At 54.1% G+C, this 20578-nt stretch carries 24 protein-coding genes and 3 tRNA genes; 15 read left to right on the forward strand and 12 right to left on the reverse strand.

Annotated features, from left to right (window positions below; translation table 11 throughout):
• Positions 1 to 87 precede the first annotated feature (87 nt).
• Positions 88 to 1623 (forward strand): YjjI family glycine radical enzyme, encoded by a 1536-nt coding sequence (locus tag ACOTXD_RS09405; RefSeq protein WP_022650366.1) that lies wholly within the window; start codon positions 88 to 90, stop codon positions 1621 to 1623.
• Entirely contained in the window at positions 1598 to 2458 is an 861-nt protein-coding gene (locus ACOTXD_RS09410; protein WP_061856013.1) for a YjjW family glycine radical enzyme activase, read from the forward strand. Before ACOTXD_RS09405 ends, ACOTXD_RS09410 begins: the two co-directional genes overlap by 26 nt.
• On the opposite strand, the gene ACOTXD_RS09415 is transcribed toward ACOTXD_RS09410, so the two are convergent.
• From ACOTXD_RS09415 to ACOTXD_RS09450, 8 genes are all read right to left on the reverse strand, one after another.
• Positions 2453 to 3235 carry a TatD family hydrolase gene (locus ACOTXD_RS09415; RefSeq protein WP_045342575.1) on the reverse strand — a complete coding sequence of 261 codons (783 nt, stop codon included), beginning with the start codon at positions 3233 to 3235 and terminating at the stop codon, positions 2453 to 2455. The two genes, ACOTXD_RS09410 and ACOTXD_RS09415, sit on opposite strands and share 6 nt — an antisense overlap.
• Positions 3232 to 4284: a patatin-like phospholipase family protein gene (locus ACOTXD_RS09420; protein WP_003856550.1), complete on the reverse strand. Its 1053-nt coding sequence runs from the start codon at positions 4282 to 4284 to the stop codon at positions 3232 to 3234. The genes ACOTXD_RS09415 and ACOTXD_RS09420 overlap by 4 nt, the downstream gene beginning before the upstream one ends.
• Before the next feature lie 122 nt (positions 4285 to 4406).
• Positions 4407 to 4568: a DUF1328 domain-containing protein gene (locus ACOTXD_RS09425; protein WP_003856556.1), complete on the reverse strand. Its 162-nt coding sequence runs from the start codon at positions 4566 to 4568 to the stop codon at positions 4407 to 4409.
• 125 nt (positions 4569 to 4693) lie between these two features.
• Positions 4694 to 5311, reverse strand: a complete 618-nt coding sequence (gene osmY / locus ACOTXD_RS09430) for a molecular chaperone OsmY (RefSeq protein ID WP_003856559.1) — start codon at positions 5309 to 5311, stop codon at positions 4694 to 4696.
• A gap of 304 nt (positions 5312 to 5615) precedes the next feature.
• Positions 5616 to 7205: a peptide chain release factor 3 gene (prfC, locus tag ACOTXD_RS09435; protein WP_003856562.1), complete on the reverse strand. Its 1590-nt coding sequence runs from the start codon at positions 7203 to 7205 to the stop codon at positions 5616 to 5618.
• A 92-nt stretch (positions 7206 to 7297) separates the two neighbouring features.
• Positions 7298 to 7975 (reverse strand): pyrimidine 5'-nucleotidase, encoded by a 678-nt coding sequence (gene yjjG, locus ACOTXD_RS09440; protein ID WP_045342573.1) that lies wholly within the window; start codon positions 7973 to 7975, stop codon positions 7298 to 7300.
• A 19-nt stretch (positions 7976 to 7994) separates the two neighbouring features.
• Positions 7995 to 8438, reverse strand: a complete 444-nt coding sequence (rimI, locus tag ACOTXD_RS09445) for a ribosomal protein S18-alanine N-acetyltransferase (protein ID WP_045331757.1) — start codon at positions 8436 to 8438, stop codon at positions 7995 to 7997.
• Positions 8407 to 8820 carry a DNA polymerase III subunit psi gene (locus ACOTXD_RS09450; protein WP_047052526.1) on the reverse strand — a complete coding sequence of 138 codons (414 nt, stop codon included), beginning with the start codon at positions 8818 to 8820 and terminating at the stop codon, positions 8407 to 8409. Before ACOTXD_RS09450 ends, rimI begins: the two co-directional genes overlap by 32 nt.
• Before the next feature lie 102 nt (positions 8821 to 8922).
• Here ACOTXD_RS09450 and rsmC point away from each other — a divergent pair, with 102 nt between their 5' ends.
• From rsmC to ACOTXD_RS09470, 4 genes are all read left to right on the forward strand, one after another.
• Positions 8923 to 9951, forward strand: coding sequence for a 16S rRNA (guanine(1207)-N(2))-methyltransferase RsmC (gene rsmC / locus ACOTXD_RS09455; RefSeq protein WP_023324121.1), 1029 nt, complete (start codon positions 8923 to 8925; stop codon positions 9949 to 9951).
• Between the two features lie 144 nt (positions 9952 to 10095).
• Positions 10096 to 10182, forward strand: a tRNA-Leu gene (locus tag ACOTXD_RS09460).
• 28 nt (positions 10183 to 10210) lie between these two features.
• Positions 10211 to 10296 (forward strand) — tRNA-Leu (locus tag ACOTXD_RS09465).
• Positions 10297 to 10328: 32 nt separating this feature from the next.
• Positions 10329 to 10415: transfer RNA gene (locus tag ACOTXD_RS09470), tRNA-Leu, on the forward strand.
• A 42-nt stretch (positions 10416 to 10457) separates the two neighbouring features.
• Here ACOTXD_RS09470 and ACOTXD_RS09475 read toward each other — a convergent pair.
• A complete protein-coding gene (locus ACOTXD_RS09475) occupies positions 10458 to 10727 on the reverse strand; it encodes a DUF1435 domain-containing protein (protein ID WP_032628028.1) in 270 nt (89 codons plus the stop codon).
• Positions 10728 to 10943: 216 nt separating this feature from the next.
• Between ACOTXD_RS09475 and ACOTXD_RS09480 the strand changes: the two genes are divergently transcribed.
• A complete protein-coding gene (locus ACOTXD_RS09480) occupies positions 10944 to 12008 on the forward strand; it encodes a GGDEF domain-containing protein (RefSeq protein ID WP_061856012.1) in 1065 nt (354 codons plus the stop codon).
• Positions 12009 to 12103: 95 nt separating this feature from the next.
• Positions 12104 to 12892, forward strand: coding sequence for a siderophore-iron reductase FhuF (fhuF, locus tag ACOTXD_RS09485; RefSeq protein ID WP_003856570.1), 789 nt, complete (start codon positions 12104 to 12106; stop codon positions 12890 to 12892).
• A gap of 77 nt (positions 12893 to 12969) precedes the next feature.
• Here fhuF and ACOTXD_RS09490 read toward each other — a convergent pair whose 3' ends face one another.
• Positions 12970 to 14316 carry a PTS sugar transporter subunit IIC gene (locus tag ACOTXD_RS09490; RefSeq protein ID WP_023324119.1) on the reverse strand — a complete coding sequence of 449 codons (1347 nt, stop codon included), beginning with the start codon at positions 14314 to 14316 and terminating at the stop codon, positions 12970 to 12972.
• Between the two features lie 328 nt (positions 14317 to 14644).
• On the opposite strand from ACOTXD_RS09490, the gene ACOTXD_RS09495 reads away from it, so the two are divergent.
• Positions 14645 to 15103 carry a YbaK/EbsC family protein gene (locus ACOTXD_RS09495; protein WP_003856572.1) on the forward strand — a complete coding sequence of 153 codons (459 nt, stop codon included), beginning with the start codon at positions 14645 to 14647 and terminating at the stop codon, positions 15101 to 15103.
• A 37-nt stretch (positions 15104 to 15140) separates the two neighbouring features.
• Here the strand turns inward: ACOTXD_RS09495 and bglJ are convergent, their stop codons facing one another.
• Both bglJ and ACOTXD_RS09505 read right to left on the reverse strand, forming a co-directional pair.
• Positions 15141 to 15773, reverse strand: coding sequence for a DNA-binding transcriptional activator BglJ (bglJ, locus tag ACOTXD_RS09500; RefSeq protein ID WP_003856573.1), 633 nt, complete (start codon positions 15771 to 15773; stop codon positions 15141 to 15143).
• Positions 15770 to 16507 (reverse strand): helix-turn-helix transcriptional regulator, encoded by a 738-nt coding sequence (locus ACOTXD_RS09505; protein WP_003856574.1) that lies wholly within the window; start codon positions 16505 to 16507, stop codon positions 15770 to 15772. The genes bglJ and ACOTXD_RS09505 overlap by 4 nt, the downstream gene beginning before the upstream one ends.
• A 390-nt stretch (positions 16508 to 16897) precedes the next feature.
• Between ACOTXD_RS09505 and ACOTXD_RS09510 the strand changes: the two genes are divergently transcribed.
• The 6 genes from ACOTXD_RS09510 to dnaC all read left to right on the forward strand — a co-directional run bounded on the left by ACOTXD_RS09510 (position 16898) and on the right by dnaC (position 20552).
• Positions 16898 to 17674, forward strand: a complete 777-nt coding sequence (locus ACOTXD_RS09510; RefSeq protein ID WP_003856575.1) for a threonine/serine ThrE exporter family protein — start codon at positions 16898 to 16900, stop codon at positions 17672 to 17674.
• Positions 17665 to 18138 carry a threonine/serine exporter gene (locus ACOTXD_RS09515; protein ID WP_003856576.1) on the forward strand — a complete coding sequence of 158 codons (474 nt, stop codon included), beginning with the start codon at positions 17665 to 17667 and terminating at the stop codon, positions 18136 to 18138. Before ACOTXD_RS09510 ends, ACOTXD_RS09515 begins: the two co-directional genes overlap by 10 nt.
• Before the next feature lie 44 nt (positions 18139 to 18182).
• Positions 18183 to 18635: a MarR family winged helix-turn-helix transcriptional regulator gene (locus tag ACOTXD_RS09520; RefSeq protein WP_032608457.1), complete on the forward strand. Its 453-nt coding sequence runs from the start codon at positions 18183 to 18185 to the stop codon at positions 18633 to 18635.
• Positions 18636 to 18719: 84 nt separating this feature from the next.
• Entirely contained in the window at positions 18720 to 19148 is a 429-nt protein-coding gene (locus tag ACOTXD_RS09525) for an organic hydroperoxide resistance protein (protein ID WP_003856578.1), read from the forward strand.
• Positions 19149 to 19272: 124 nt separating this feature from the next.
• Positions 19273 to 19818: a primosomal protein DnaT gene (gene dnaT, locus ACOTXD_RS09530; RefSeq protein ID WP_003856579.1), complete on the forward strand. Its 546-nt coding sequence runs from the start codon at positions 19273 to 19275 to the stop codon at positions 19816 to 19818.
• Positions 19815 to 20552 carry a DNA replication protein DnaC gene (dnaC, locus tag ACOTXD_RS09535; RefSeq protein ID WP_061856011.1) on the forward strand — a complete coding sequence of 246 codons (738 nt, stop codon included), beginning with the start codon at positions 19815 to 19817 and terminating at the stop codon, positions 20550 to 20552. The genes dnaT and dnaC overlap by 4 nt, the downstream gene beginning before the upstream one ends.
• The last annotated feature ends 26 nt before the right edge of the window (positions 20553 to 20578 follow it).

Consider the following 20578-nt stretch of genomic DNA (forward strand, 5'->3'; position numbering starts at 1 on the left):
GGCGATATCCCCTTTCTGATCAAAAGCGCCACCAGGCTGGCTTCCTACAATTCGTTCACTATCCGCAGAACAACCAAGGAAGTGAACATGCCCGACGCCCTGCAACAACGTTGCCAGCACATTGTGACCAGCCCGGTGTTAACCCCAGAACAAAAACGTCATTTTCTGGCGCTGGAAGCGGAGAACAATCTGCCCTATCCCGCTCTGCCAGAGGCGGCCCGCGCCGCACTGGACGAGGGATTCATCTGCGACATGTTCGAAGGCCATGCGCCTTACAAACCGCGCTACGTGCTGCCGGACTACGCTAAATTTCTGGCTAACGGCTCAGAATGGCTGGAGCTGGAAGGGGCGAAAGATCTGGATGATGCCCTCTCGCTGCTCACTATCCTTTATCACCATGTTCCGTCCGTCACATCGATGCCGGTCTATCTGGGCCAGCTCGATGAAATACTCAGCCCCTATGTTAAAATTCTAACACAGGATGAAATCGATAGCCGAATAAAACGTTTCTGGCGTTACCTGGACAGAACGCTGCCCGATGCGTTTATGCATGCCAATATCGGCCCGGCGGATACGCCTGTCACCCGAGCCATCCTTCGCGCGGATGCAGAACTAAAGCAGGTTGCGCCGAACCTGACCTTTATCTACGACCCGGATGTAACCCCCAGCGATCTGCTGCTGAGCGTGGCGAAAAACATTTGTGAATGTAGTAAGCCGCATATTTCTAATGGCCCGGTGAATGATAAAATTTTCACAAAAGGTCGCTATGGCGTGGTGAGCTGTTACAACTCCCTGCCGCTGGCGGGCGGCGGCAGCACGCTGGTGCGCCTAAACCTGAAAGCGATTGCGGAACACAGCCGCTCACCGGAAGACTTTTTCACCCGTACCCTTCCCCACTACTGCCAGCAACAAATCGCGATCATTAATGCGCGCTGCGATTTTTTATATGAACAATCCGGCTTCTTTGAGAATAGCTTCCTGGTAAAAGAGGGGCTGATTGATGCCGATCGCTTTGTGCCGATGTTTGGCATGTACGGTCTGGCCGAAGCGGTGAACGTGCTGTGCCAGAAAGCAGGCATTACGGGACGTTACGGTAAGAACGAACAGGCCAATGCGCTGGGCTACCGCATCAGTGAACAGCTTGCGGCGTTTGTCGAAAACACGCCGGTGAAACACGGCTGGAAGCAGCGCGCGATGCTTCATGCGCAGTCGGGGATCAGCTCTGACTCGGGCACCACGCCGGGCGCGCGCCTGCCCTACGGCGACGAGCCGGATCCCATCAGCCACCTGCTGGCCGTTGCGCCGCACCACAAGCACTACGCTTCCGGGATCAGCGACATTCTGACGCTGGATGAAACGGTAAAACGTAACCCGCAGGCAGTGGTCCAGCTCTGTCTCGGCGCGTTCAGGGCGGGGATGCGCGAGTTTACCGCCAACGTTGCGGGTAACGATCTCGTGCGCGTTACCGGCTATATGGTGCGGCTCTCCGATCTGGAGAAATACCGGGAGGCCGGCTCGCGCACCAACACCACCTGGCTCGGCGAGGAGGCCGCGCGCAATACCCGTATTCTGGAACGTCAGCCGCGCGTGATAAGTCATGAACAGCAGATGCGCTTTAGTTAGTCAGGTCATACCCTTCTCCTGCGTGGACGGGCCGGGCAGCCGCCTGGCGTTGTTCCTCCAGGGCTGTAACCTGCGCTGCAAAACCTGCCACAACCCGTGGACGATAGGGCGCTGCAACGACTGCGGCGACTGTGTACCCCACTGTCCGCATGATGCGCTGACGATTCAGGCCGGGCGCATCTGGTGGCAGGAGAGTCACTGTCAGCAGTGCGACACCTGCCTGCACCTGTGTCAGAAGCAGGCGACGCCGATGGCGCAGCGATATAGCGTCGAGGAGATCCTCTCCCGGGTTCTCACGTGCGCGCCGTTTATTGAGGGCGTGACCGTCAGCGGGGGTGAGGCCACCACGCAGCTGCCGTTTTTGGTTGCGCTTTTCACCGCAATCAAAACCGATCCGTCCCTGCGCCATCTGACGTGCCTGGTGGACAGCAACGGCCTGTTAAGCGAAACCGGCTGGCAAAAGCTGTTTCCGGTGTTTGACGGCGCGATGGTGGATCTGAAAGCCTGGGGCAATGAACATCACCGTTTTCTGACCGGGCGCGAAAACACGCTGATCAAGCAGAGCATCCGCTGGCTGGCCGATCGTCATCGCCTGACGGAGCTGCGCCTGCTGGTGATCCCCGATCGGTGTGATTATCTGCAACATCTGCCATCGCTGACCGCTTTTATCCACACGTTGGGGAACGTTCCGGTGCGGATCAACGCGTTTCATGCCCATGGGGTTTACGGGGAGGCGGCGAGATGGCGGAGCGCCACGCCGGAGGACATCGAGCCGCTGGCGCAGGCCCTGGAACGGCAGCAGATCACGGTGATCCGCCCGGCCCTTTATCTATAGCGTGATGCCGAAGACCGCTCGGGTATTTTCCAGCAGTGCGCTGGCAATCACATCTTCAGGCTCCTGACGCAACTCACACAGCACATCAAAAACGCGCGCCGCCTGCTCCGGGCGGTTAGGCTGGCCCTGAAAACCATTCAGCGGCATGTCAGGCGCATCCGTTTCCAGCAGGAGCGAGGTCAGCGGGAGCTGTGCCATCACATCACGGGTTTTGCTGGCACGCGGATAGGTAATGGTGCCACCGACGCCAATTTTATAGCCCAGCTCGATAAAACGCTGCGCCTGCTGAAGGCTTCCAGCGAAACCATGGACCACGCCCCTGCGCGGCACGTCGATGCGCTTCAGGTGCATCGCCAGTTTGTCATGGGTACGTCTGGAGTGGAGGATCACCGGCAGATCGTGGCGCTTTGCCAACCGGAGCTGCGCGTCCAGAATCGTCTGCTGGCGTTCAAACTGCGGATCTTCACGATAGAGATCGAGGCCGATCTCACCGATGGCAACCAGCTTCGTATCCGCGTTTTGCAGCGTGGCATCCAGCCTGTCGAGATGGTCATCAAGATGGTGCTCAATAACGATCGGATGCAGACCCAACGCGGCATACAGCGCATCGTGCCCCCGGGCAAGCGCCAGAACTTTCTCGAATCTCGCCGCTTCAATAGCGGGCACAATAATGGCTCTCACACCGGCCTCAGCCGCACGCGCAAGACTGGATGTTTCCTCCCCGCTAAACGGCGGGAAATCAAAGTGGCAATGGGTATCGATAAAGCAGTGCGTCACGCCAGATCCTCGTTATCGAGTAAGCCATCGTTGGCCTGCGGCGCGTCCACCAGCGGCATCGCCACCGCGTCATTGGCCACAACGGCAGGCGGCAAAATAATGCTTTTATGCCGATGAAGAGGCGGTTGCTCGGCCAGCATTTTCCCGACGGTCGCCAGGAAGTAACGCCCGCACAGCCGCCCCGTTTTGTAATCCATACGCAACGCAGGCAACCGACTGCCCAGCGCCATGCTCAACAGCGGCTTCGGCGGATAAATTTCAAAGATGCGCAGCTTGCCCGGTGGTTTTTCAATAAAACGCTGCATCGCGCCGTAGGTGGTTTCATGCTGCTTCGCAATATTCACCAGCGGTTGCAGGCTGCTGTCGCCCAGCCAGCGTTCCATCCGCTTAAACCACTGTGGGGTGTAATACATCTGCGAAGGCACCGTACGGATCACCACAATGGTTTTTGCCCCGCGCCGCGCCGCCTCCTGTACCGGCACCGCGTCGCTGATACCACCGTCAAGATAGCTTATCCCCTCCAGCAACGCGCCGGTGCGGTAGAATCCCGGGATCGCGCTGGACGCGCGGATGATATCCAGCCAGTTCTCTTTCTGCGGCGAAAAGTAACCCGGCGAATAGTCATCGCCACGGCTGGCGCACATCCAGAACTCTTTGCCGGTATCGAACAGTCGTGACGCGGTATCCATGGCCAGCGGCATCTGGCTGGAGGTGGCATCCAGTAACCAGTCGAGATCGATCAGGTTCCCGCCGCGCACGAAGCGTACCGGATTGAAGAATTCTTTCGAGGTGGTATAGCGCATAATCACTTTGCGCGCATAGCCGGGCTGGTTGCAGACATAGGCGGAGAGGTTCTGCGCCCCGGCAGAGGTGCCGAAATAGAGATCGAACGGGTTGAATTGCGCGCGCATAAATTCGTCGAGCACGCCGGCGGTAAAAATACCGCGCTGCCCGCCCCCTTCACAGACCAGCGCAAGCTGGCCTGCATGAAACGGTTTTAACGTCAGCGGCGCAATATTGCCGAGCGTAACGGGAATTCGTTGCCCCACCTCTGCCTTCCTGTTTTCATTATTGTGATGAGACACAGTAACGCACTTCCCCGATGGTTCTCAAACGAGAAAAAGCCAGTCACGAGGACTGGCTTGAGTTTGTTTAGTAAATATTGCGTTTGCTACGGGCGACGTCGACCCGTAAACAGGCTGACCAGGAACAGAATAATACCGACGACGAAGACAATTTTCGCTGCCCATGCCGCGGTACCCGCCAGTCCACCAAAGCCCAATGCGGCGGCAATTAACGCGATAACCAGAAATATAATGCCCCAACGAAACATAAGCCTCTCCTTTACCATAGTTAATGTCGGCCGCTAAACGTGAGCGCTCAGGTCACTCACCGGCTTTTCCAGAATCGTTTTTATTTCGCCCGCGGTTTTCAGCCTGACGGGCGAATGGTACTGCTTTACTTCGTTTTCAGATCGTTTTTGACGCTTTTCACACCATCAATCGCTTTCGCAATTGACTCGGCACGATCGCTTTGTGCCTGATTCTCAACCGTACCGGACAGCTGGACCACACCATCGGTGGTTTCAACTTTCACCATACGGGATGGCACGATGTCGTCAGCTAACAGTTTAGCTTTGATTTCGCTGGTAGTTGCTGCATCTCCGGCATAGCCCTTCACGGACGATTCTTTGCTGTCACGTACGTGCAGTTTGTCGCTGACGGAGCTTACGCCCTCAACGCCTTTCGCCACTTTAACGGCTTCTTCGGCCTGGGTCTGGCTTTCAACGAAACCGCTCAGGGTAACAACCTTGTTGTCGGTTTTTACAGAAATATCGGTGCTCTTAATGGAGTCGTGATCCACCAATGCGGCTTTCACTTTTGCTGTGATTGAGCTGTCATCCATGAAATTACCGACTTTATTCATAGAGCTATCGATTTTTTCCCCTGCAGTATTGGCGGAACTTTGCGCTTTATCCATAGTGCTGGATTCCGCCAGAGCAGAACCGCTTACCAGGACACTACCCAACGTTACAGCCAGCAGAGTTTTAGAAATCTTCAGTCTTGTCATATTCATCGATTTATTCCTGTGTTTTGCCCGTTATTTGGGCGACATACTTCCCTAAATCTTGGTTTTATATATTGCGAATTAACACCGGGGCAAAATGGAGAACCAATGGACATGCATTGAACAGTTAATTCATCCACGCCCGGTGCTAAACACTGAGTTAAATATAGATCACAATCAGAGGGGTGCATTCAGAATTGGGGAAAAAACGAACGAATAGCGAAAAATTGCGGTGAATTAAGAACATTCCGCAAGGGTTTAATAACACAGGAATTAAAGAAGAGCACGGCGGCTGCCGTGCTCTGAGAGGGAATTAATGCTCGCGCGTTTTGCGGAACTGAACATCAGGATAACGTTCCTGCGTCAGGTTCAGGTTAACCATGGTCGGGGCGATATAGGTCAGGTTATCGCCACCGTCCAGCGCCAGCTGAACTTCGTTCTTACGTTTAAATTCTTCGAATTTCTTCACGTCTGAACATTCAACCCAGCGGGCGGTCGCCACGTTCACCGATTCGTAAATCGCTTCCACGTTGTACTCGCTCTTAAGACGGGCAACCACCACGTCAAACTGGAGCACACCCACCGCGCCCACGATCAGATCGTTGTTAGCAATAGGGCGGAACACCTGTACAGCCCCCTCTTCGGAAAGCTGGACCAGGCCTTTCAGCAGTTGCTTCTGCTTCAGCGGATCGCGCAGGCGAATGCGGCGGAACAGTTCTGGCGCGAAGTTCGGGATACCGGTGAACTTCATCATCTCGCCCTGCGTGAAGGTATCGCCAATCTGAATGGTACCGTGGTTGTGTAAACCAATGATGTCACCCGGATAGGCTTCTTCTACATGCGAACGGTCGCCCGCCATGAAGGTCAGCGCGTCGGAGATCACCACGTCTTTACCGATACGGACCTGACGCAGCTTCATGCCCTTCTCGTACTTACCGGAGACCACGCGCATAAAGGCAACGCGGTCGCGGTGTTTCGGGTCCATGTTGGCCTGAATTTTAAAGACGAAGCCGGAGAACTTCTCTTCCTTTGCTTCTACTTCGCGGGTGTCGGTTTTACGCGGCATTGGCTGCGGGGCCCACTCCACCAGACCGTCGAGCATATGGTCAACGCCGAAGTTGCCGAGGGCGGTACCGAAGAAGACCGGGGTAATTTCACCGCTCAGGAACAGCTCTCGGTCGAACTCGTGCGACGCGCCTTTAACCAGCTCCAGCTCATCGCGCAGCTGCGCGGCCAGCTCTTCACCAACCGCTGCGTCCAGATCCGGGTTGTCCAGACCTTTAACGATGCGCACTTCCTGAATGGTGTGACCCTTACCGGTCTGGTACAGGTAGGTTTCGTCTTTATAGAGGTGGTAAACCCCTTTGAACAGCTTGCCGCAGCCAATCGGCCAGGTGATTGGCGCGCAGGCAATCTTCAGCTCGTTTTCCACTTCATCCATCAGCTCCATCGGATCACGGATGTCACGGTCGAGTTTGTTCATAAAGGTGAGGATCGGCGTATCGCGCAGACGGGTGACTTCCATCAGCTTGCGGGTACGATCTTCAACACCTTTCGCGGCGTCGATCACCATCAGGCAGCAGTCCACCGCCGTCAGGGTACGGTAGGTATCTTCGGAGAAGTCTTCGTGCCCCGGGGTGTCCAGCAGGTTCACCAGACAGTCGTGATACGGGAACTGCATCACGGAGGTGGTAATCGAAATACCACGCTGCTTTTCCATCTCCATCCAGTCGGATTTAGCATGCTGGCTGGAGCCACGGCCTTTAACGGTACCCGCGGTCTGGATCGCCTGTCCGAACAGCAACACCTTCTCGGTGATGGTCGTTTTACCGGCATCCGGGTGCGAGATAATGGCAAAAGTGCGGCGTTTGGCCACCTCTTGCAGATAAGGAGACAACGTCATAATCAATTCTTCTTAGGTAAGCGCGGCAGCAGGCCGCGCATCATGGAATACGAAAAATGCGGCTATTTTACCCATCAACAGGGGGCAGGCAATCATTGTTTACACAGGAGCTGCTCCAGTTCGTTCAATGACGTAACGGTCCAGGTCGGCTCGATGCCTTCCGGCAGCATGCGGTCATGCGCATTCAGCCAGACGGTCGACAGGCCCGATCTCATACCTCCCAGAATATCAGATTCTGCCGTATCCCCCACCATCAGCACGCGATCGCGGTCAGGATTGCCCGCTTGCGCCAGCGCATAATCGAAAATACGCGGATCCGGCTTCGGTACGCCCACCTCTTCGGAAATCACCAGCGCGTCGAAATGATCGCGCAGGCCGGTGCGTTCAAGGCGAATCTGCTGAAGCGCGGTAAAGCCGTTGGTAATGATCCCAAGCTTCACCTTCCCTTTCAGCGAATCCAGCAAAGAAACGGCGCCGGGCAGCGGCGCGCAGATATCCGCCATCGCATTCAGGAAGGCCTCGTTCAGCACCCCAGGACTCACGTTTAACCGTTCAGCCCACACGTCAAAACGCTGATGCTGAAGCTGTAACGCGGTGATGGCTCCGTTCTGGTAATCCACCCACAGCGGTTTGTTCACCGCCTGATAGTCCTGAAAATCTTCCGCGGTGAACGTCACGCTATAGTCGAGAAACATCCGCTGTAGGCCGCCGAACGAGTCAAACGTAAACAGCGTTTCGTCGGCATCAAAGAAAATCCAGTCCCATTTCATCGTTACAACCTTATTTTCGTTATCCAATCGGCAGAGCCATGATAATGGCGTCTTCACGTCCCTCTGCGGTGGGGTAGTAGTTACGGCGGATAGTCGCCTCGTTGAAGCCTAAGCTTTCATAGAGCGCGATGGCGGCGACATTGGACGCGCGCACCTCCAGCCACAGGGTGAAAACGTCACGGGTTTCCAGCTCACGAATGAGGTGCTCAAGCAGTTCCCTGCCCAGCCCGCGGCGCTGGTATGCGGGATCGACCGCGATATTAAACAGCGTCGCCTCGTCCAGAACGACCTGCGTGATGGCGAACGCAGCCATCGCACCGTCAACGTCCAGGCGGAGATTTAAATAGCGTTCGCCCTGATTGCTGGCAAACGTCTTTTCGCTCCACGGAAAGGCATGGGCGCGGGTTTCAATCGCGAACGCGGGGGTCAGGTCAGCCGTCGTGAGGGAAGAAATCGTGTTCATATTCGCAAATTTGTTGCCATAGCGCGCTACGCGCTTTTGGGTTGGCTTTCAGTTCGTCCAGCGCTGGCGAGCTGATCTGGCTTCCTTCAAGGGGTAGCTCATCCACCGCCCCGATTCGCCAGCTGTTACAGCGGCTGTCAGGGGGAAGCATCGCGACGCTTTCGGGCGCCAGCTGTAATACCTGATCGTGGGTCACCTTCAGGCTGCGAAGGACATCCTCAATCAGGGGCTCGTTCAGGGCAGGCGGCGCTTCTGCCACCATCACCAGGCGGACATGCGCAGGGATGGAGATGGCTATTTCGCCCCGCAACGCCGTCGGGCGACGCAAAGCCCACTGGGTGATACCCAGTTGCTGCAACTGCCAGTCTCGTCGGGATGTCATAGCGAAAACTCCTGTCTCTCAGGCGCGCAAATATAGCAAATGTGTCGAAACTGCGCCATCTACCTACTATAATCCCCGCCTGAGTTTATTGAGGAACAATTCATGTCTGCATTTACCCCGGCAAGTGAAGTCTTGCTGCGTCACAGTGATGATTTCGAAGAAAGCCGTATTCTGTTTGCCGGAGATATGCAGGATGACCTGCCCGCACGTTTCGACTGTGCTGAAAGCCGTGCCCACACCCAGTACTATCACCACTGGCAAGTGCTGAGCCGTCAGATGGGCGAGCGCGCGCGCTTTAGCCTGGCGGCGGAGCAGAGCGATATTGCTGACTGCGATACGCTCATTTACTACTGGCCGAAAAACAAGCCGGAAGCCCAGTTCCAGCTGATGAACCTGCTTTCTCTGCTGCCGGTCGGCTGCGATATTTTTGTTGTCGGTGAAAACCGCAGCGGGGTGCGTAGCGCAGAGCAGATGCTCGAAGCCTGGGCGCCGCTGACGAAAATCGACAGCGCCCGTCGCTGCGGCCTGTACCATGGTCGTCTGGAAAAACAGACCACCTTCGATGCCGACGCCTTCTGGGACGAGTACCAGCTTGAAGGCCTGACCATTAAAACCCTGCCGGGCGTGTTCAGCCGTGATGCGCTCGATACGGGCAGTAAGCTGCTGCTGTCCACCCTGACGCCTCATACCAAGGGCAAAGTGCTGGACGTCGGCTGTGGCGCGGGCGTGCTGTCAACGGTTCTCGCCAGTCACTCACCAAAAGTGCGTTTAACCCTGTGTGACGTGAGCGCTCCGGCGGTAGAAGCCAGCCGCGCCACGCTTGCTGCGAATGGCATTGAAGGCGACGTGATTGCCAGCAACGTCTTCTCCGACGTGACCGGTCGCTTTGACATGATCATCTCTAACCCGCCGTTCCACGACGGAATGGAGACCAGCCTTGAAGCGGCGCAAACGCTGATCCGTGGCGCAACCCGTCACCTCAACAGCGGCGGTGAGCTGCGTATCGTAGCGAACGCCTTCCTCGCGTACCCGAAAGTGCTGGATGAAACCTTTGGCTTCCACGAAGTGATCGCCCAGACGGGCCGCTTTAAGGTCTATCGCACCGTGATGACGCGCCAGGCGAAAAAGTAACCCCCCGGTCCGGCGATGGCTGACGCTGCCATCGCCCAATTTTGCAGCAATCAAAACAACGTGCGCAATTTTCTGTTGACGTAAAGCTGAAAACATCTAGAATGCGCCTCCGTGGTTACGATACTTTTACAGTGTCGATGGTATGCGAAGGTGGCGGAATTGGTAGACGCGCTAGCTTCAGGTGTTAGTGTCCTTACGGACGTGGGGGTTCAAGTCCCCCCCCTCGCACCATAAATCACGTTGATATTGCTCGCACTGGGCGAAGGTGGCGGAATTGGTAGACGCGCTAGCTTCAGGTGTTAGTGTCCTTAGGATGTGGGGGTTCGAGTCCCCCCCCTCGCACCAACGAGGCGATATCAAACCAGTAAGATGACTGTGCGAAGGTGGCGGAATTGGTAGACGCGCTAGCTTCAGGTGTTAGTGTCCTTACGGACGTGGGGGTTCAAGTCCCCCCCCTCGCACCAATTATCTTACATCCTCTCAGCAGTGCCTCTTCTTTTTCCCTTTTATTTCAAACTCATCAGAATCACCAGCAGTCCACTGATTAGCGCCACGCATGAAGGCAGCAGGACATAATGCCGTAACTGTTTGTGCCAGATCATCGCGGATGTCACCAGCAAGCCTGAAACAATCATTGCTTTCCAGACATCAATGGGGAGATCGGTAAACATCAGCCCACCGATAATGGAACCAGGCAGTAATATTCCCCACCCACTTCCCAGCGCTTTGCTCAACATGGTTTCACCTCTCGCACTGATAATGATAACCAGTATCATATGATAGTAATTATCACTTGTCAGCAGGCGACGTAAGAAATTGCGCCAGCAATTGCTTTCCCATAATGACAGAGAATGTGTAAGGTGATAAATTGCCCACCTGTTAAATTCCGATAAAGTTTTTCTGATAATAAAAATTCAATTTTGTAGCGACCAATATTACACAACAACACCTTGCTCATTGTTTTAATTGAGTTTTAATAAAAACGCACGCATATGACATCACAATCCTGGCTGTCTTTAGTCAACAAGAAATATCAGCTATCTTTACGTTTGTTTTTATTTCTGAACGCCGCATCAGCATTGTTCTCGGTAACAAATCCTCTCTATTCCGTACGTGTGTTATCAGTCCCGCTCTTTGCCGTACTGACTATCAGCACAGGCTTACTTATCTGGCACTGGAAAAACAGCACGCGAAAAATAAATATCCCTGTTGTTTCAGCTATTTTTGGTCTTTTATGGGCCTGGCAGATCGTCTCTAAATTTCTGTTAATCACGTACGATCACGCGACCTATTTAATGATGGCGCTATTAACAGTGCTTTTTATAGGGTCTCTGGCGTTCGCGAGTAATATTAAAGCCTTTACGTTACATTCATTTCCCGCATTTATATCCTGCCTGTGGCTTAGCCCGTCCGAAAACTGGCTGAGAATGGCCTATTTTTTCGCGCTGCCGGTGGTCGCCATTGGTATCCATCATGTTCTTCAGCGGCGCAATGACCGTTTCGCCCAGGAGCTGCTTTCCGAACTGCTGGAGGAGCGCGAAACCCTGACCGATCTCAGCATGATGGACCCGCTCACCGGCCTGTATAACCGTCGCGGGCTGCAAAGCCGGCTGGAGAACCTTCCCAGGCCTGACGCTGGCGAGCACTTCGTGCTGCTGATGGATATCGACCACTTCAAAGCCTACAACGACCATTACGGCCATATGATGGGCGATCAGGCCTTGAGCAGGGTCTCGGCTGCGATACGCGACGCCGTGCGCTCACGCGATGTTGTCGCCCGGTTTGGCGGGGAAGAATTTATGGTGCTGTTGAGTAACATCCCGCTGGAGCAAGCGCGCCAGACGGCTGAACGCATACGTCAGAAGGTTTACGATCTTAAAATCCCCCATATGTTTAACGAAAGCGTCGCCACTAACGTGACCATCAGCATCGGCATCGCCATGTTCGAAGGTGAAGACGTTGAGGGCGCGCTGGCGAAAGCGGATAAAGCCCTCTATGAAGCCAAGCATATGGGACGTAACAGCATTCTGCTGAGCGAAGAGCTTCATACTGCCTGAAACTGCCTTCACAGCGCCAGGATAAAACGCTTGCGCTCGGTTTTATCTATAGTTAGGATTGGCAATCATTATCATTTAGATTTGTAATCCACACTATGGCGACTCGTACCGCACACATCGTTGAGCCCCTGCTCTGGCGAGCTCCACTCTCCGCTGGGGAAACGACGCTTGCGGATGCCATTCGGGAAAAAATTGCCGTAACGCGCGCCCATCTGCTGGATTTCATCAAACTGGATGAAGCACCGCCGCATCATGCGCTGACGCTGACTGAGTGGCAACGTCCTGCCGAGCTGCGGTCGCTGCTGGCAACCTATTCCGACCATATTTATCGTAACCAACCTACCCTGACGCGGGAAAATAAACCGCTGTTATCCCTCTGGGCACAGTGGTATATCGGGCTGATGGTGCCGCCTGTCATGCTAGCCCTGCTGACCCAGGAAACGATGCTCGATCTCTCGTCGGAACATTTTCATGTTGAATTTCATGAAACCGGGCGCGCTGCCTGTTTCTGGATTGATGTACATGAAGATCCGAGCGCGAGACACCTGTCAGCGCAGGCGCGTATGGAACGGTTGATTACAAGAGCGCTGGTTCCGGTCATTGATGCGCTGGAAGCGACGGGAGAGATTAACGGCAAACTGATCTGGAGTAATACCGGGTATCTTATCCACTGGTATTTAACGGAAATGAAGCCGCTGCTCGGCGACGAGAAAGTGGATGCACTGCGTCAGAGCTGTTTCTTTGCCAGACAGCTGTCGGATGGACGGGATAACCCTCTTTACCGCACCGTGGTTCCGCGTGAGGGACTTCTGGTACGTCGTACCTGCTGTCAGCGCTACCGTCTGCCGGACGTCCAGCAGTGCGGCGATTGCACGCTTAAGTAGTCTGGCCCGGCCTGATACCCGCAGAGAGAGGGAACAAACACTAAAAACGGCAACCTGCGTTGCCGTTTTGCTTTTACCTAAGCGACCTGCTCATTTTCCTCTTCTCCATTACGCTGTGCTTCTTCCGCTTCCTGCTGAAGCAACTGTTTCTCGTACACCTTGAAGAACGGGAAATAGATAATCGCGGAAACGCAGGCCAAAACCAGCACCAGAATGGCTGCACGGAAATCCCAGCCCAGCGCCCAGGCGGCACCAACCGGAGCCGGTGCCGTCCACGGCACGACGGAAATCACGCGGCCAATCAGATCAAACTTCATCGCTGCCCATGCCAGCACGGCATTAACCATCGGCGCCAGCAGGAAAGGAATAAAGAACACCGGGTTCATCACAATCGGCGTACCGAAAATCACCGGCTCATTGATATTGAAAATGCTTGGCACCACGCTCAGACGTCCAATAGAGCGCAGGTGCGCGGAGCGGCTACGCAGATAGCAGAACACCAGACCCATCGTCGCCCCCGATCCGCCGATAACGATAAAGAACGTCCAGAAGGCTTCCATAAAGATGTGTGGCAAAGGCTGGCTTGCCGCCAGCGCGGTCTGGTTCGCCCCCAGGTTCGTCAGCCAGAACATTTGCAGCATCCCGGAGACAATCGCCGCGCCGTGGATCCCGGCAAACCACAGCAGGTGGCCAATCAGCACCGCCAGCAGGATCGCAGGCAGCGAGTCAGCCGCAGAGACCAGCGGTTTGAATATCGACATGATGGCCTGTGGGATCAGCATACCGAACTGCGACTGGATCAGCAGACTCAGCGGATAGAGCGTCAGCACCACCACCAGCACCGGGATCAGCAGATCAAACGAGTTTTTGATCATCGGCGGAACCTGGTCTGGCAGGCGGATCCCGATATTGTGTGCTTTCAGGAAACGCATCATCTCAACGCAATAGATCGCCACCAGAATCGCGGTGAAAATACCGGTCCCTCCCAGGCTATCGACCGGCAAAGCGCCTTTGGTTTTAGGGGCGGCGACCAGCAGGAACGCCATCAGCGACAGCATCGCGCACATGAACGGATCCAGCTGATGGGTTTTAACGTAATGTTTGCCCAGGTTGTAGGCAATAGCCGCACAGATATAAAGGGACATCACCCCCATTGTCATATCAAACGGCGTCAGAATTTGGCCTTCAAACTGCTTCGCCATATCCAGCCAGGCGCGAGCAAAACCCCAGGTGGTATCAGGCGAAAAAGGTGGGTAAGCGAACACTAACAGAAACGAGCCCACAATCATAAACGGCATCGCTGAGATAAACCCGTCACGAATAGCCATAACGTGACGCTGGGAAGAGATGCGCCCGGCAATAGGGCTAACATAATTTTCAACGAAGCGGAAAATCAGATTAAATGCAGCATGGTTGGCAGACATAGCAGATCTCCTGTCATACGTTCGTTTCGGACGTTCTCACGTCACACGTTGTTCCATACATCAGCGTCACAACCTTGCCGGATCGTGTACCTGCGGTACTGCTCAAACGGAATGGTTTCATAATTAGCTCTTATTATTAGATACAGGGGAAGTTACACACTCAGTATTAATCTCTGCATCACGCTCTGCAACCGGTTACTGTAACCGGTTTCTGTGAATGTGAAGGCGATCCAGAAATCGCCCCTGACGGATATTTGTTACTTAAGGGATATTTACAGCGACTAAATTCTTATGACAGATTACGCAGGATATTTGTCAGGAGGAATCAATGAGTTTGCAGTCTGTACAACAGTTTTTTGCCGAACACGCTCCGGATATAGAGATCATTGAGCTTAACCAAAGCACAGCGACTGTTGCCCTTGCTGCTGCCGCGCACAACGTTGAACCCGGCCAAATTGCCAAAACGCTGTCACTAAAAATTAAAAATGACGTGATTCTGGTGGTTGCAAAAGGCGATGCGCGTCTGGATAACAAAAAGCTTAAAGAGACATTCGGCGCAAAAGCCCGCATGCTCAGCAGCGATGAGGTAGTCACCCTGACAGGTCATCCTGTTGGCGGCGTCTGCCCTTTCGGACTGGAAAACCCGCTTTCTGTTTACTGTGACATCACATTAAAACAATACGCGGAAGTGTTACCCGCAGCGGGCGCCATCCACAGTGCGGTGCGTATATCGCCCGACAGAATGGCGGAACTGACCGCAGCAAAATGGGTGGATGTGTGCATTTGAACGATGCGCCAGAAGCACTCTGGCGCATCATTTAACGCTAAGAGAATGAAGGAACGGTGAGAGCGGAACGACGAACTTCCCGGGCAGGGAGATGCGCCAGGATATCCGCCGCATCCAGTAATCCCACGTCAGAATTGACGCCCAGCTTTACCATGGCGTTAAACTTATGCGCCCGGATAGTTTTAATATTGCGTTCAAGCTGTGCTGCAATTTCAGGGATCGAAAAACCCGATGACATATAACGCAGAATCGCCCTCTCGGTTGGGCTTAACATACGATTGCTAACACACCAGTGATTGTACATGTTGTCGTTCACCTGATGCGTTTCGCTGAGTAATGTCTTCAGGCCCTCCATTAGCTGCTTTAGCGGAACCGATTTACTGATGATTCCATGCAAGCGAGAAGGCGAAAGATGGCTGACCAGCCTCGCCTCCATTTCGTCAGAGGCCAGCACAATACGCTGGACGTCGCTGTGGGTGAAGGTGAGATCCCGTAAACAGGCAAGACAGTTTCTCCGCTCCTCACGCTCATCAGACAGTGAATAGATAACCGCATAGAATGAGATATCCGAGAGCGCCGCTTTAAAGCTGGCGAATCTGCTAAACAGGTGCACCTGGTAATGGCTCAGGCTGGGCATCGCAAAGAGATGCTTCAACCCCACAGCGCTCATTGAGCAGCTTTCGATGACGGCGATATGTCTTGTTGCAGTGGTCTTTTCCATTCCTCAAACTCTCCATAAGCCGACATTAAACTGAGTTCTCGCATTCCCTGGGTACTGCTTATCCACGCGTACATATCGGCATTACTGCGAAGTGATAAGCGACGCATTGCACTGTTTTTCTGTGCGCTGATCGTTTTATTACTTTTATTCAGTAGTGTGGCAATTTGGTTGATTCCCCAACCTTTACCGAGTAAACGCAACACCTTGCGTTCAGAGTGAGTGAGTGCAATCATTTGCTCACTCTCCTCTTCAATATCGGGCGTTTCCGGTATTAATAACGTCTGGCTTATTCGCTCGGCACGTTCACTGCCCGCGCGAATAGCGTTAATGACGCCTTCAATAGGCTCCATATCTGAAAGCAGCGTGCTTTCCGGACGCATAAGAAGCTCTACTGCAAGCGGATAAAGAGGACGCGAGACAAGGAATATCCAGTGAATATCCCGATACTGATTCATTAATCCATAATACTGCTCAAGCGTGCCGCGAGGATTACGATACTCACCCGAAATATCGGCAATAACGACCCCGGCGCGACGCAACTGAAGTAGCGTCAACTCCTGCATCGAACGGCAGTACGTTATCTCAAAATCGGGAAAATGACGCGACATGACGCCACCTAACCCATTTTGCATAACCGGCACTCTGCTAATCACAACTCCGTGTTTACCATTCAATGGCAACATAGACCCTCCATGTCATGAATTCATTATTTAAGAACGAACTAACCCTACGAGGTTAAACACGTTTGTATTCCTTAGTACAAAACGGCTTAATATTCGTAAACCAGAAGAAATGTCACATGGGTTATGAAACGCCCAATACAGTCTTAATATCGCATAAAGACTACAAGAATTTAATTCTGGTTGTGTGAAAAGATCGAAAATATGAAATTAGAAATACTTAATATATTTTTTTTATAAATTCTCGTCACATATTCATTAAATAAATAAAGATACGGCCTCTTCGCCATGCTGGACACGCAACTGATCGCACAAATGTTGATCTGGCCCAGCGCAAAGGGCCCTGCCCTTTGTGTTAAAAGTAAGCAATCTCTCTTCTCTTCAGGGCGTTTCATGCAGGCAGATCGGTCTACGCAACGTGCTACCACGCGGCTATGTATTCAGTGCGGACTTTTTCTTTTACAACACGGGGCAGAAAGCGCCCTCGTCGAAGAACTTTCCACACGCCTTGGTCTGGCGCTGGGGATGGACAGCGTTGAGAGCTCCATCTCGTCAAATGCCATTGTACTGACCACCATTAAAGACGGACAGTGCCTCACCTCCACTCGTAAAAATCATGACCGCGGCATTAACATGCACGTCGTGACGGAAGTGCAGCACATTGTGATCCTTGCTGAACACAGGCTGCTCGATCTGCGGGAAATAGAGAAACGCTTCAACCAGATCAAACCTCTCCGGTATCCACGCTGGCTGGTTGTGCTGATGGTGGGACTCTCCTGCGCCTGCTTCTGCAAGCTCAACGCGGGCGGATGGGACGGCGCTGTCGTGACATTCTTTGCCAGCAGCATCGCGATGTATGTCCGCCAGTTGTTGACGCACAGGCAACTGCATCCGCAAATAAACTTCTGCATCACGGCATTTGTGGCGACAACCGTATCCGGCCTGCTTTTGCGCCAGCCTTACTTCGCCAGCACGCCTACTGTTGCGATGGCCGCCAGCGTATTGCTGCTGGTGCCGGGTTTTCCCTTAATCAATGCCGTCGCTGATATGTTCAAAGGCCACATCAACACCGGTCTGGCGCGCTGGGCGATAGCCAGCCTGCTGACGCTGGCGACCTGTATCGGGGTGGTAATGGCCATGACACTCTGGGGGTTACGCGGATGGGCGTGATCGATTTTCTGCTCGCACTGGCGCAGGACATGCTCCTGGCAGCCCTTCCCGCCGTTGGCTTTGCGATGGTGTTTAACGTCCCGCAGCGTGCATTACCCTGGTGTGCGCTGCTGGGTGCCATTGGCCACGGCTCACGTATGATCATGATGACCGCGGGCTTTAATATCGAATGGTCGACGTTTATCGCCTCCATGCTGGTCGGCAGCATCGGTATTCAGTGGTCCCGCTGGTATCTGGCGCATCCGAAGGTGTTCACCGTGGCGGCAGTCATTCCTATGTTCCCGGGTATTTCAGCCTATACGGCGATGATTTCCGCTGTCAAAATCAGCCACTTTGGCTACAGCGAACCGCAGATGATCCTGCTTCTGAGCAACTTCCTTAAAGCCTCGTCGATTGTGGGCGCGCTCTCCATCGGCCTGTCGATCCCCGGCTTATGGCTTTACCGCAAACGTCCACGCGTATAATAAAATAGCTTGCAATTGTATCGCGCACTATCTATATTCATTTCATGGATGCAAAAATGAACGACACCACTAACGCGCTTCTGCTGGATAACCAGCTCTGTTTTGCCCTCTATTCGGCAAATCTGGCGCTTAACAAGCTCTACCGGCAACTGCTGGCGCCGCTTAACCTGACCTACCCGCAATACCTGGTGATGCTGGTGCTGTGGGAGCAGGATGATATTACGGTATCAGACATTGGCGAGCGGCTGTTCCTGGATTCCGCCACGCTGACGCCCCTGCTGAAACGCCTGGAAAGTGCAGGATTAATCTTCCGCCAGCGTTCCCGTCAGGATGAGCGTCAGGTCGCCGTCACCCTGAGCGACGCGGGTCGGGCGCTGCAACAGCAGGCCGTGACGATACCCCACGCCGTGGGCTGTGCAGCGCAGTGTGATACCGACACCATGCTGGCGCTCAAGCACCAGCTCGAACTTTTGCGCCAACAGCTTCATCGCGCGTAAGGCTATACTTTACGCGCCTGATTTTAACTTAATACATCGCGCGCTATTTAATAGTGCATATAAACGTAAGATGAGGAACCTGCCATGTCTTTAGAAAAAGTTGTTTACACTGCCAAAGCCAAAGCAACCGGAGGCCGTGATGGCCGCGCAACGTCTTCCGATGGCGTTCTGGATGTCAAACTGGGTGTCCCCAAAGAGATGGGTGGCATGGGGGGTGAAGTAACCAACCCTGAACAGCTGTTCGCTGCGGGCTACTCCGCCTGCTTCCTGGGCGCAATGAAATTCGTTGCGGCACGCGACAAATTCGCTCTGCCAAAAGATGCCTTTATTGAAGGCGAAGTGGGGATTGGCCCGCTGCCAACCGGTTTTGGTATCGAAGCGAAGCTGAACATCCACGTTGAAGGGATGGACGCAGCGGAAGCCAAAAAACTGGTGGATGCGGCGCATATCGTCTGTCCGTACTCTAACGCGACGCGCGGCAATATCGACGTGACGCTGAACATCATCGCGTAATCAGCTCCTGTGATTTTAGCCCCGGTAAGCGTAACGCCGCCGGGGAAATCCTCTCCTTTCCTCTCCTCTCTCTGTGCTACCATAACCCTCAATCACGCCCGTAGTAATCAGTTGAGAAAGTGTTATGTCCTCCAGAATCCTGACCACCAGCATTGCTGGCATTGATGCCTTTATGCGCGATCCTCGCGGTGTGTTGACGCACGCCGAAGGCGGCACGCTCGCGGTATTTGCCGACAACGCCCCGGCGTTTTATGCGGTCACGCCGGAACGTCTGGCGCAGCTTCTGGAAATTGAAGCGAAGCTGTCGCGCCCGGCGAGCGATGTCATGCTGGATAATCAGTTTTTTGACGAACCCGCCAGCGCTCCGGTGGCCGTTCCAATGGGGAAATTTCCCATGTACGCCGGTTGGCAGCCGGACGCCGATTTTCAGCGGCAGGCGGCCTTATGGGGAATAGCCCTCGCGCAGCCCGCGACGCCAGAAGAGCTGGCGGCCTTTACCGCTTACTGGCAGGCTGAAGGAAAAGTCTTCCACCATGTTCAGTGGCAGCAAAAGTTCGCGCGCAGTCTTCAAATCAACCGCGCCAGCAACAATGGCCAGCCAAAACGTGATATCAATGCCTTTTCAGAACCGGACAAAAAAATCCCTGATGGATTCCGAGGTGCGAAATGAAAAACGTCGGCGACCTGATGAAACGTTTGCAGAAGATGATGCCCACCAACGTGAAGCCCGCCTTCACCACGGGTGAAGAGCTGCTGGCGTGGCAAAAAGAGCAGGGTAAAATTCGCGCGGCTGCCCTCGCCCGCGAAAACCGCGCGATGAAAATGCAGCGCACCTTTAACCGCTCTGGCATTCGCCCTCTGCACCAGAACTGCTCCTTCGAGAATTATAAGGTCGAGTCGCAGGGGCAGATGAACGCCCTCAACCAGGCGCGCCAGTATGTGGATGAATTTGACGGCAACATTGCCAGCTTCATCTTTAGCGGAAAACCCGGCACGGGGAAAAATCACCTTGCGGCCGCTATCTGCAACGAGCTGCTGCTGCGCGGGAAGTCAGTGCTGATTATCACCGTGGCCGATATTATGTCCGCCATGAAGGACACCTTCAGCAACCGCGAAACCAGCGAAGAACAGCTGCTGAATGATTTAAGTAACGTGGATTTGCTGGTCATCGACGAGATCGGCGTCCAGACGGAGTCCCGCTACGAAAAAGTGATCATCAACCAGATTGTCGATCGCCGTTCGTCGTCAAAACGCCCAACCGGTATGCTGACGAACCACAATATCGACGAGATGACCCGACTTCTTGGCGAGCGGGTGATGGATCGCATGAAGCTGGGTAACAGCCTGTACGTCATCTTCGACTGGGACAGCTACCGCAGCCGCGTCACCGGCAAAGAGTATTAAGATATTTCCAGGGAGCGCCGGAAGAG

Source organism: Enterobacter cloacae complex sp. CDL013, assembly GCF_049238805.1.
GTDB lineage: Bacteria > Pseudomonadota > Gammaproteobacteria > Enterobacterales > Enterobacteriaceae > Enterobacter > Enterobacter hormaechei_C.

What these genes read in the sequence shown, in the direction of transcription:
- ACOTXD_RS09525 (WP_003856578.1), top strand. Translation starts at nt 18,720, where the DNA reads ATGTCTTTAGAAAAAGTTGTTTACACTGCCAAAGCCAAAGCAACCGGA.
- ACOTXD_RS09505 (WP_003856574.1), bottom strand. Translation starts at nt 16,507, where the DNA reads ATGTTGCCATTGAATGGTAAACACGGAGTTGTGATTAGCAGAGTGCCG.
- ACOTXD_RS09515 (WP_003856576.1), top strand. Translation starts at nt 17,665, where the DNA reads ATGGGCGTGATCGATTTTCTGCTCGCACTGGCGCAGGACATGCTCCTG.
- ACOTXD_RS09490 (WP_023324119.1), bottom strand. Translation starts at nt 14,316, where the DNA reads ATGTCTGCCAACCATGCTGCATTTAATCTGATTTTCCGCTTCGTTGAA.
- osmY (WP_003856559.1), bottom strand. Translation starts at nt 5,311, where the DNA reads ATGAATATGACAAGACTGAAGATTTCTAAAACTCTGCTGGCTGTAACG.
- bglJ (WP_003856573.1), bottom strand. Translation starts at nt 15,773, where the DNA reads ATGAGCGCTGTGGGGTTGAAGCATCTCTTTGCGATGCCCAGCCTGAGC.
- fhuF (WP_003856570.1), top strand. Translation starts at nt 12,104, where the DNA reads ATGGCGACTCGTACCGCACACATCGTTGAGCCCCTGCTCTGGCGAGCT.
- ACOTXD_RS09450 (WP_047052526.1), bottom strand. Translation starts at nt 8,820, where the DNA reads ATGACATCCCGACGAGACTGGCAGTTGCAGCAACTGGGTATCACCCAG.
- ACOTXD_RS09510 (WP_003856575.1), top strand. Translation starts at nt 16,898, where the DNA reads ATGCAGGCAGATCGGTCTACGCAACGTGCTACCACGCGGCTATGTATT.
- rimI (WP_045331757.1), bottom strand. Translation starts at nt 8,438, where the DNA reads ATGAACACGATTTCTTCCCTCACGACGGCTGACCTGACCCCCGCGTTC.
- ACOTXD_RS09410 (WP_061856013.1), top strand. Translation starts at nt 1,598, where the DNA reads ATGAACAGCAGATGCGCTTTAGTTAGTCAGGTCATACCCTTCTCCTGC.
- dnaT (WP_003856579.1), top strand. Translation starts at nt 19,273, where the DNA reads ATGTCCTCCAGAATCCTGACCACCAGCATTGCTGGCATTGATGCCTTT.
- prfC (WP_003856562.1), bottom strand. Translation starts at nt 7,205, where the DNA reads ATGACGTTGTCTCCTTATCTGCAAGAGGTGGCCAAACGCCGCACTTTT.
- rsmC (WP_023324121.1), top strand. Translation starts at nt 8,923, where the DNA reads ATGTCTGCATTTACCCCGGCAAGTGAAGTCTTGCTGCGTCACAGTGAT.
- ACOTXD_RS09495 (WP_003856572.1), top strand. Translation starts at nt 14,645, where the DNA reads ATGAGTTTGCAGTCTGTACAACAGTTTTTTGCCGAACACGCTCCGGAT.
- ACOTXD_RS09405 (WP_022650366.1), top strand. Translation starts at nt 88, where the DNA reads ATGCCCGACGCCCTGCAACAACGTTGCCAGCACATTGTGACCAGCCCG.
- ACOTXD_RS09480 (WP_061856012.1), top strand. Translation starts at nt 10,944, where the DNA reads ATGACATCACAATCCTGGCTGTCTTTAGTCAACAAGAAATATCAGCTA.
- yjjG (WP_045342573.1), bottom strand. Translation starts at nt 7,975, where the DNA reads ATGAAATGGGACTGGATTTTCTTTGATGCCGACGAAACGCTGTTTACG.
- dnaC (WP_061856011.1), top strand. Translation starts at nt 19,815, where the DNA reads ATGAAAAACGTCGGCGACCTGATGAAACGTTTGCAGAAGATGATGCCC.
- ACOTXD_RS09520 (WP_032608457.1), top strand. Translation starts at nt 18,183, where the DNA reads ATGGATGCAAAAATGAACGACACCACTAACGCGCTTCTGCTGGATAAC.
- ACOTXD_RS09475 (WP_032628028.1), bottom strand. Translation starts at nt 10,727, where the DNA reads ATGATACTGGTTATCATTATCAGTGCGAGAGGTGAAACCATGTTGAGC.
- ACOTXD_RS09425 (WP_003856556.1), bottom strand. Translation starts at nt 4,568, where the DNA reads ATGTTTCGTTGGGGCATTATATTTCTGGTTATCGCGTTAATTGCCGCC.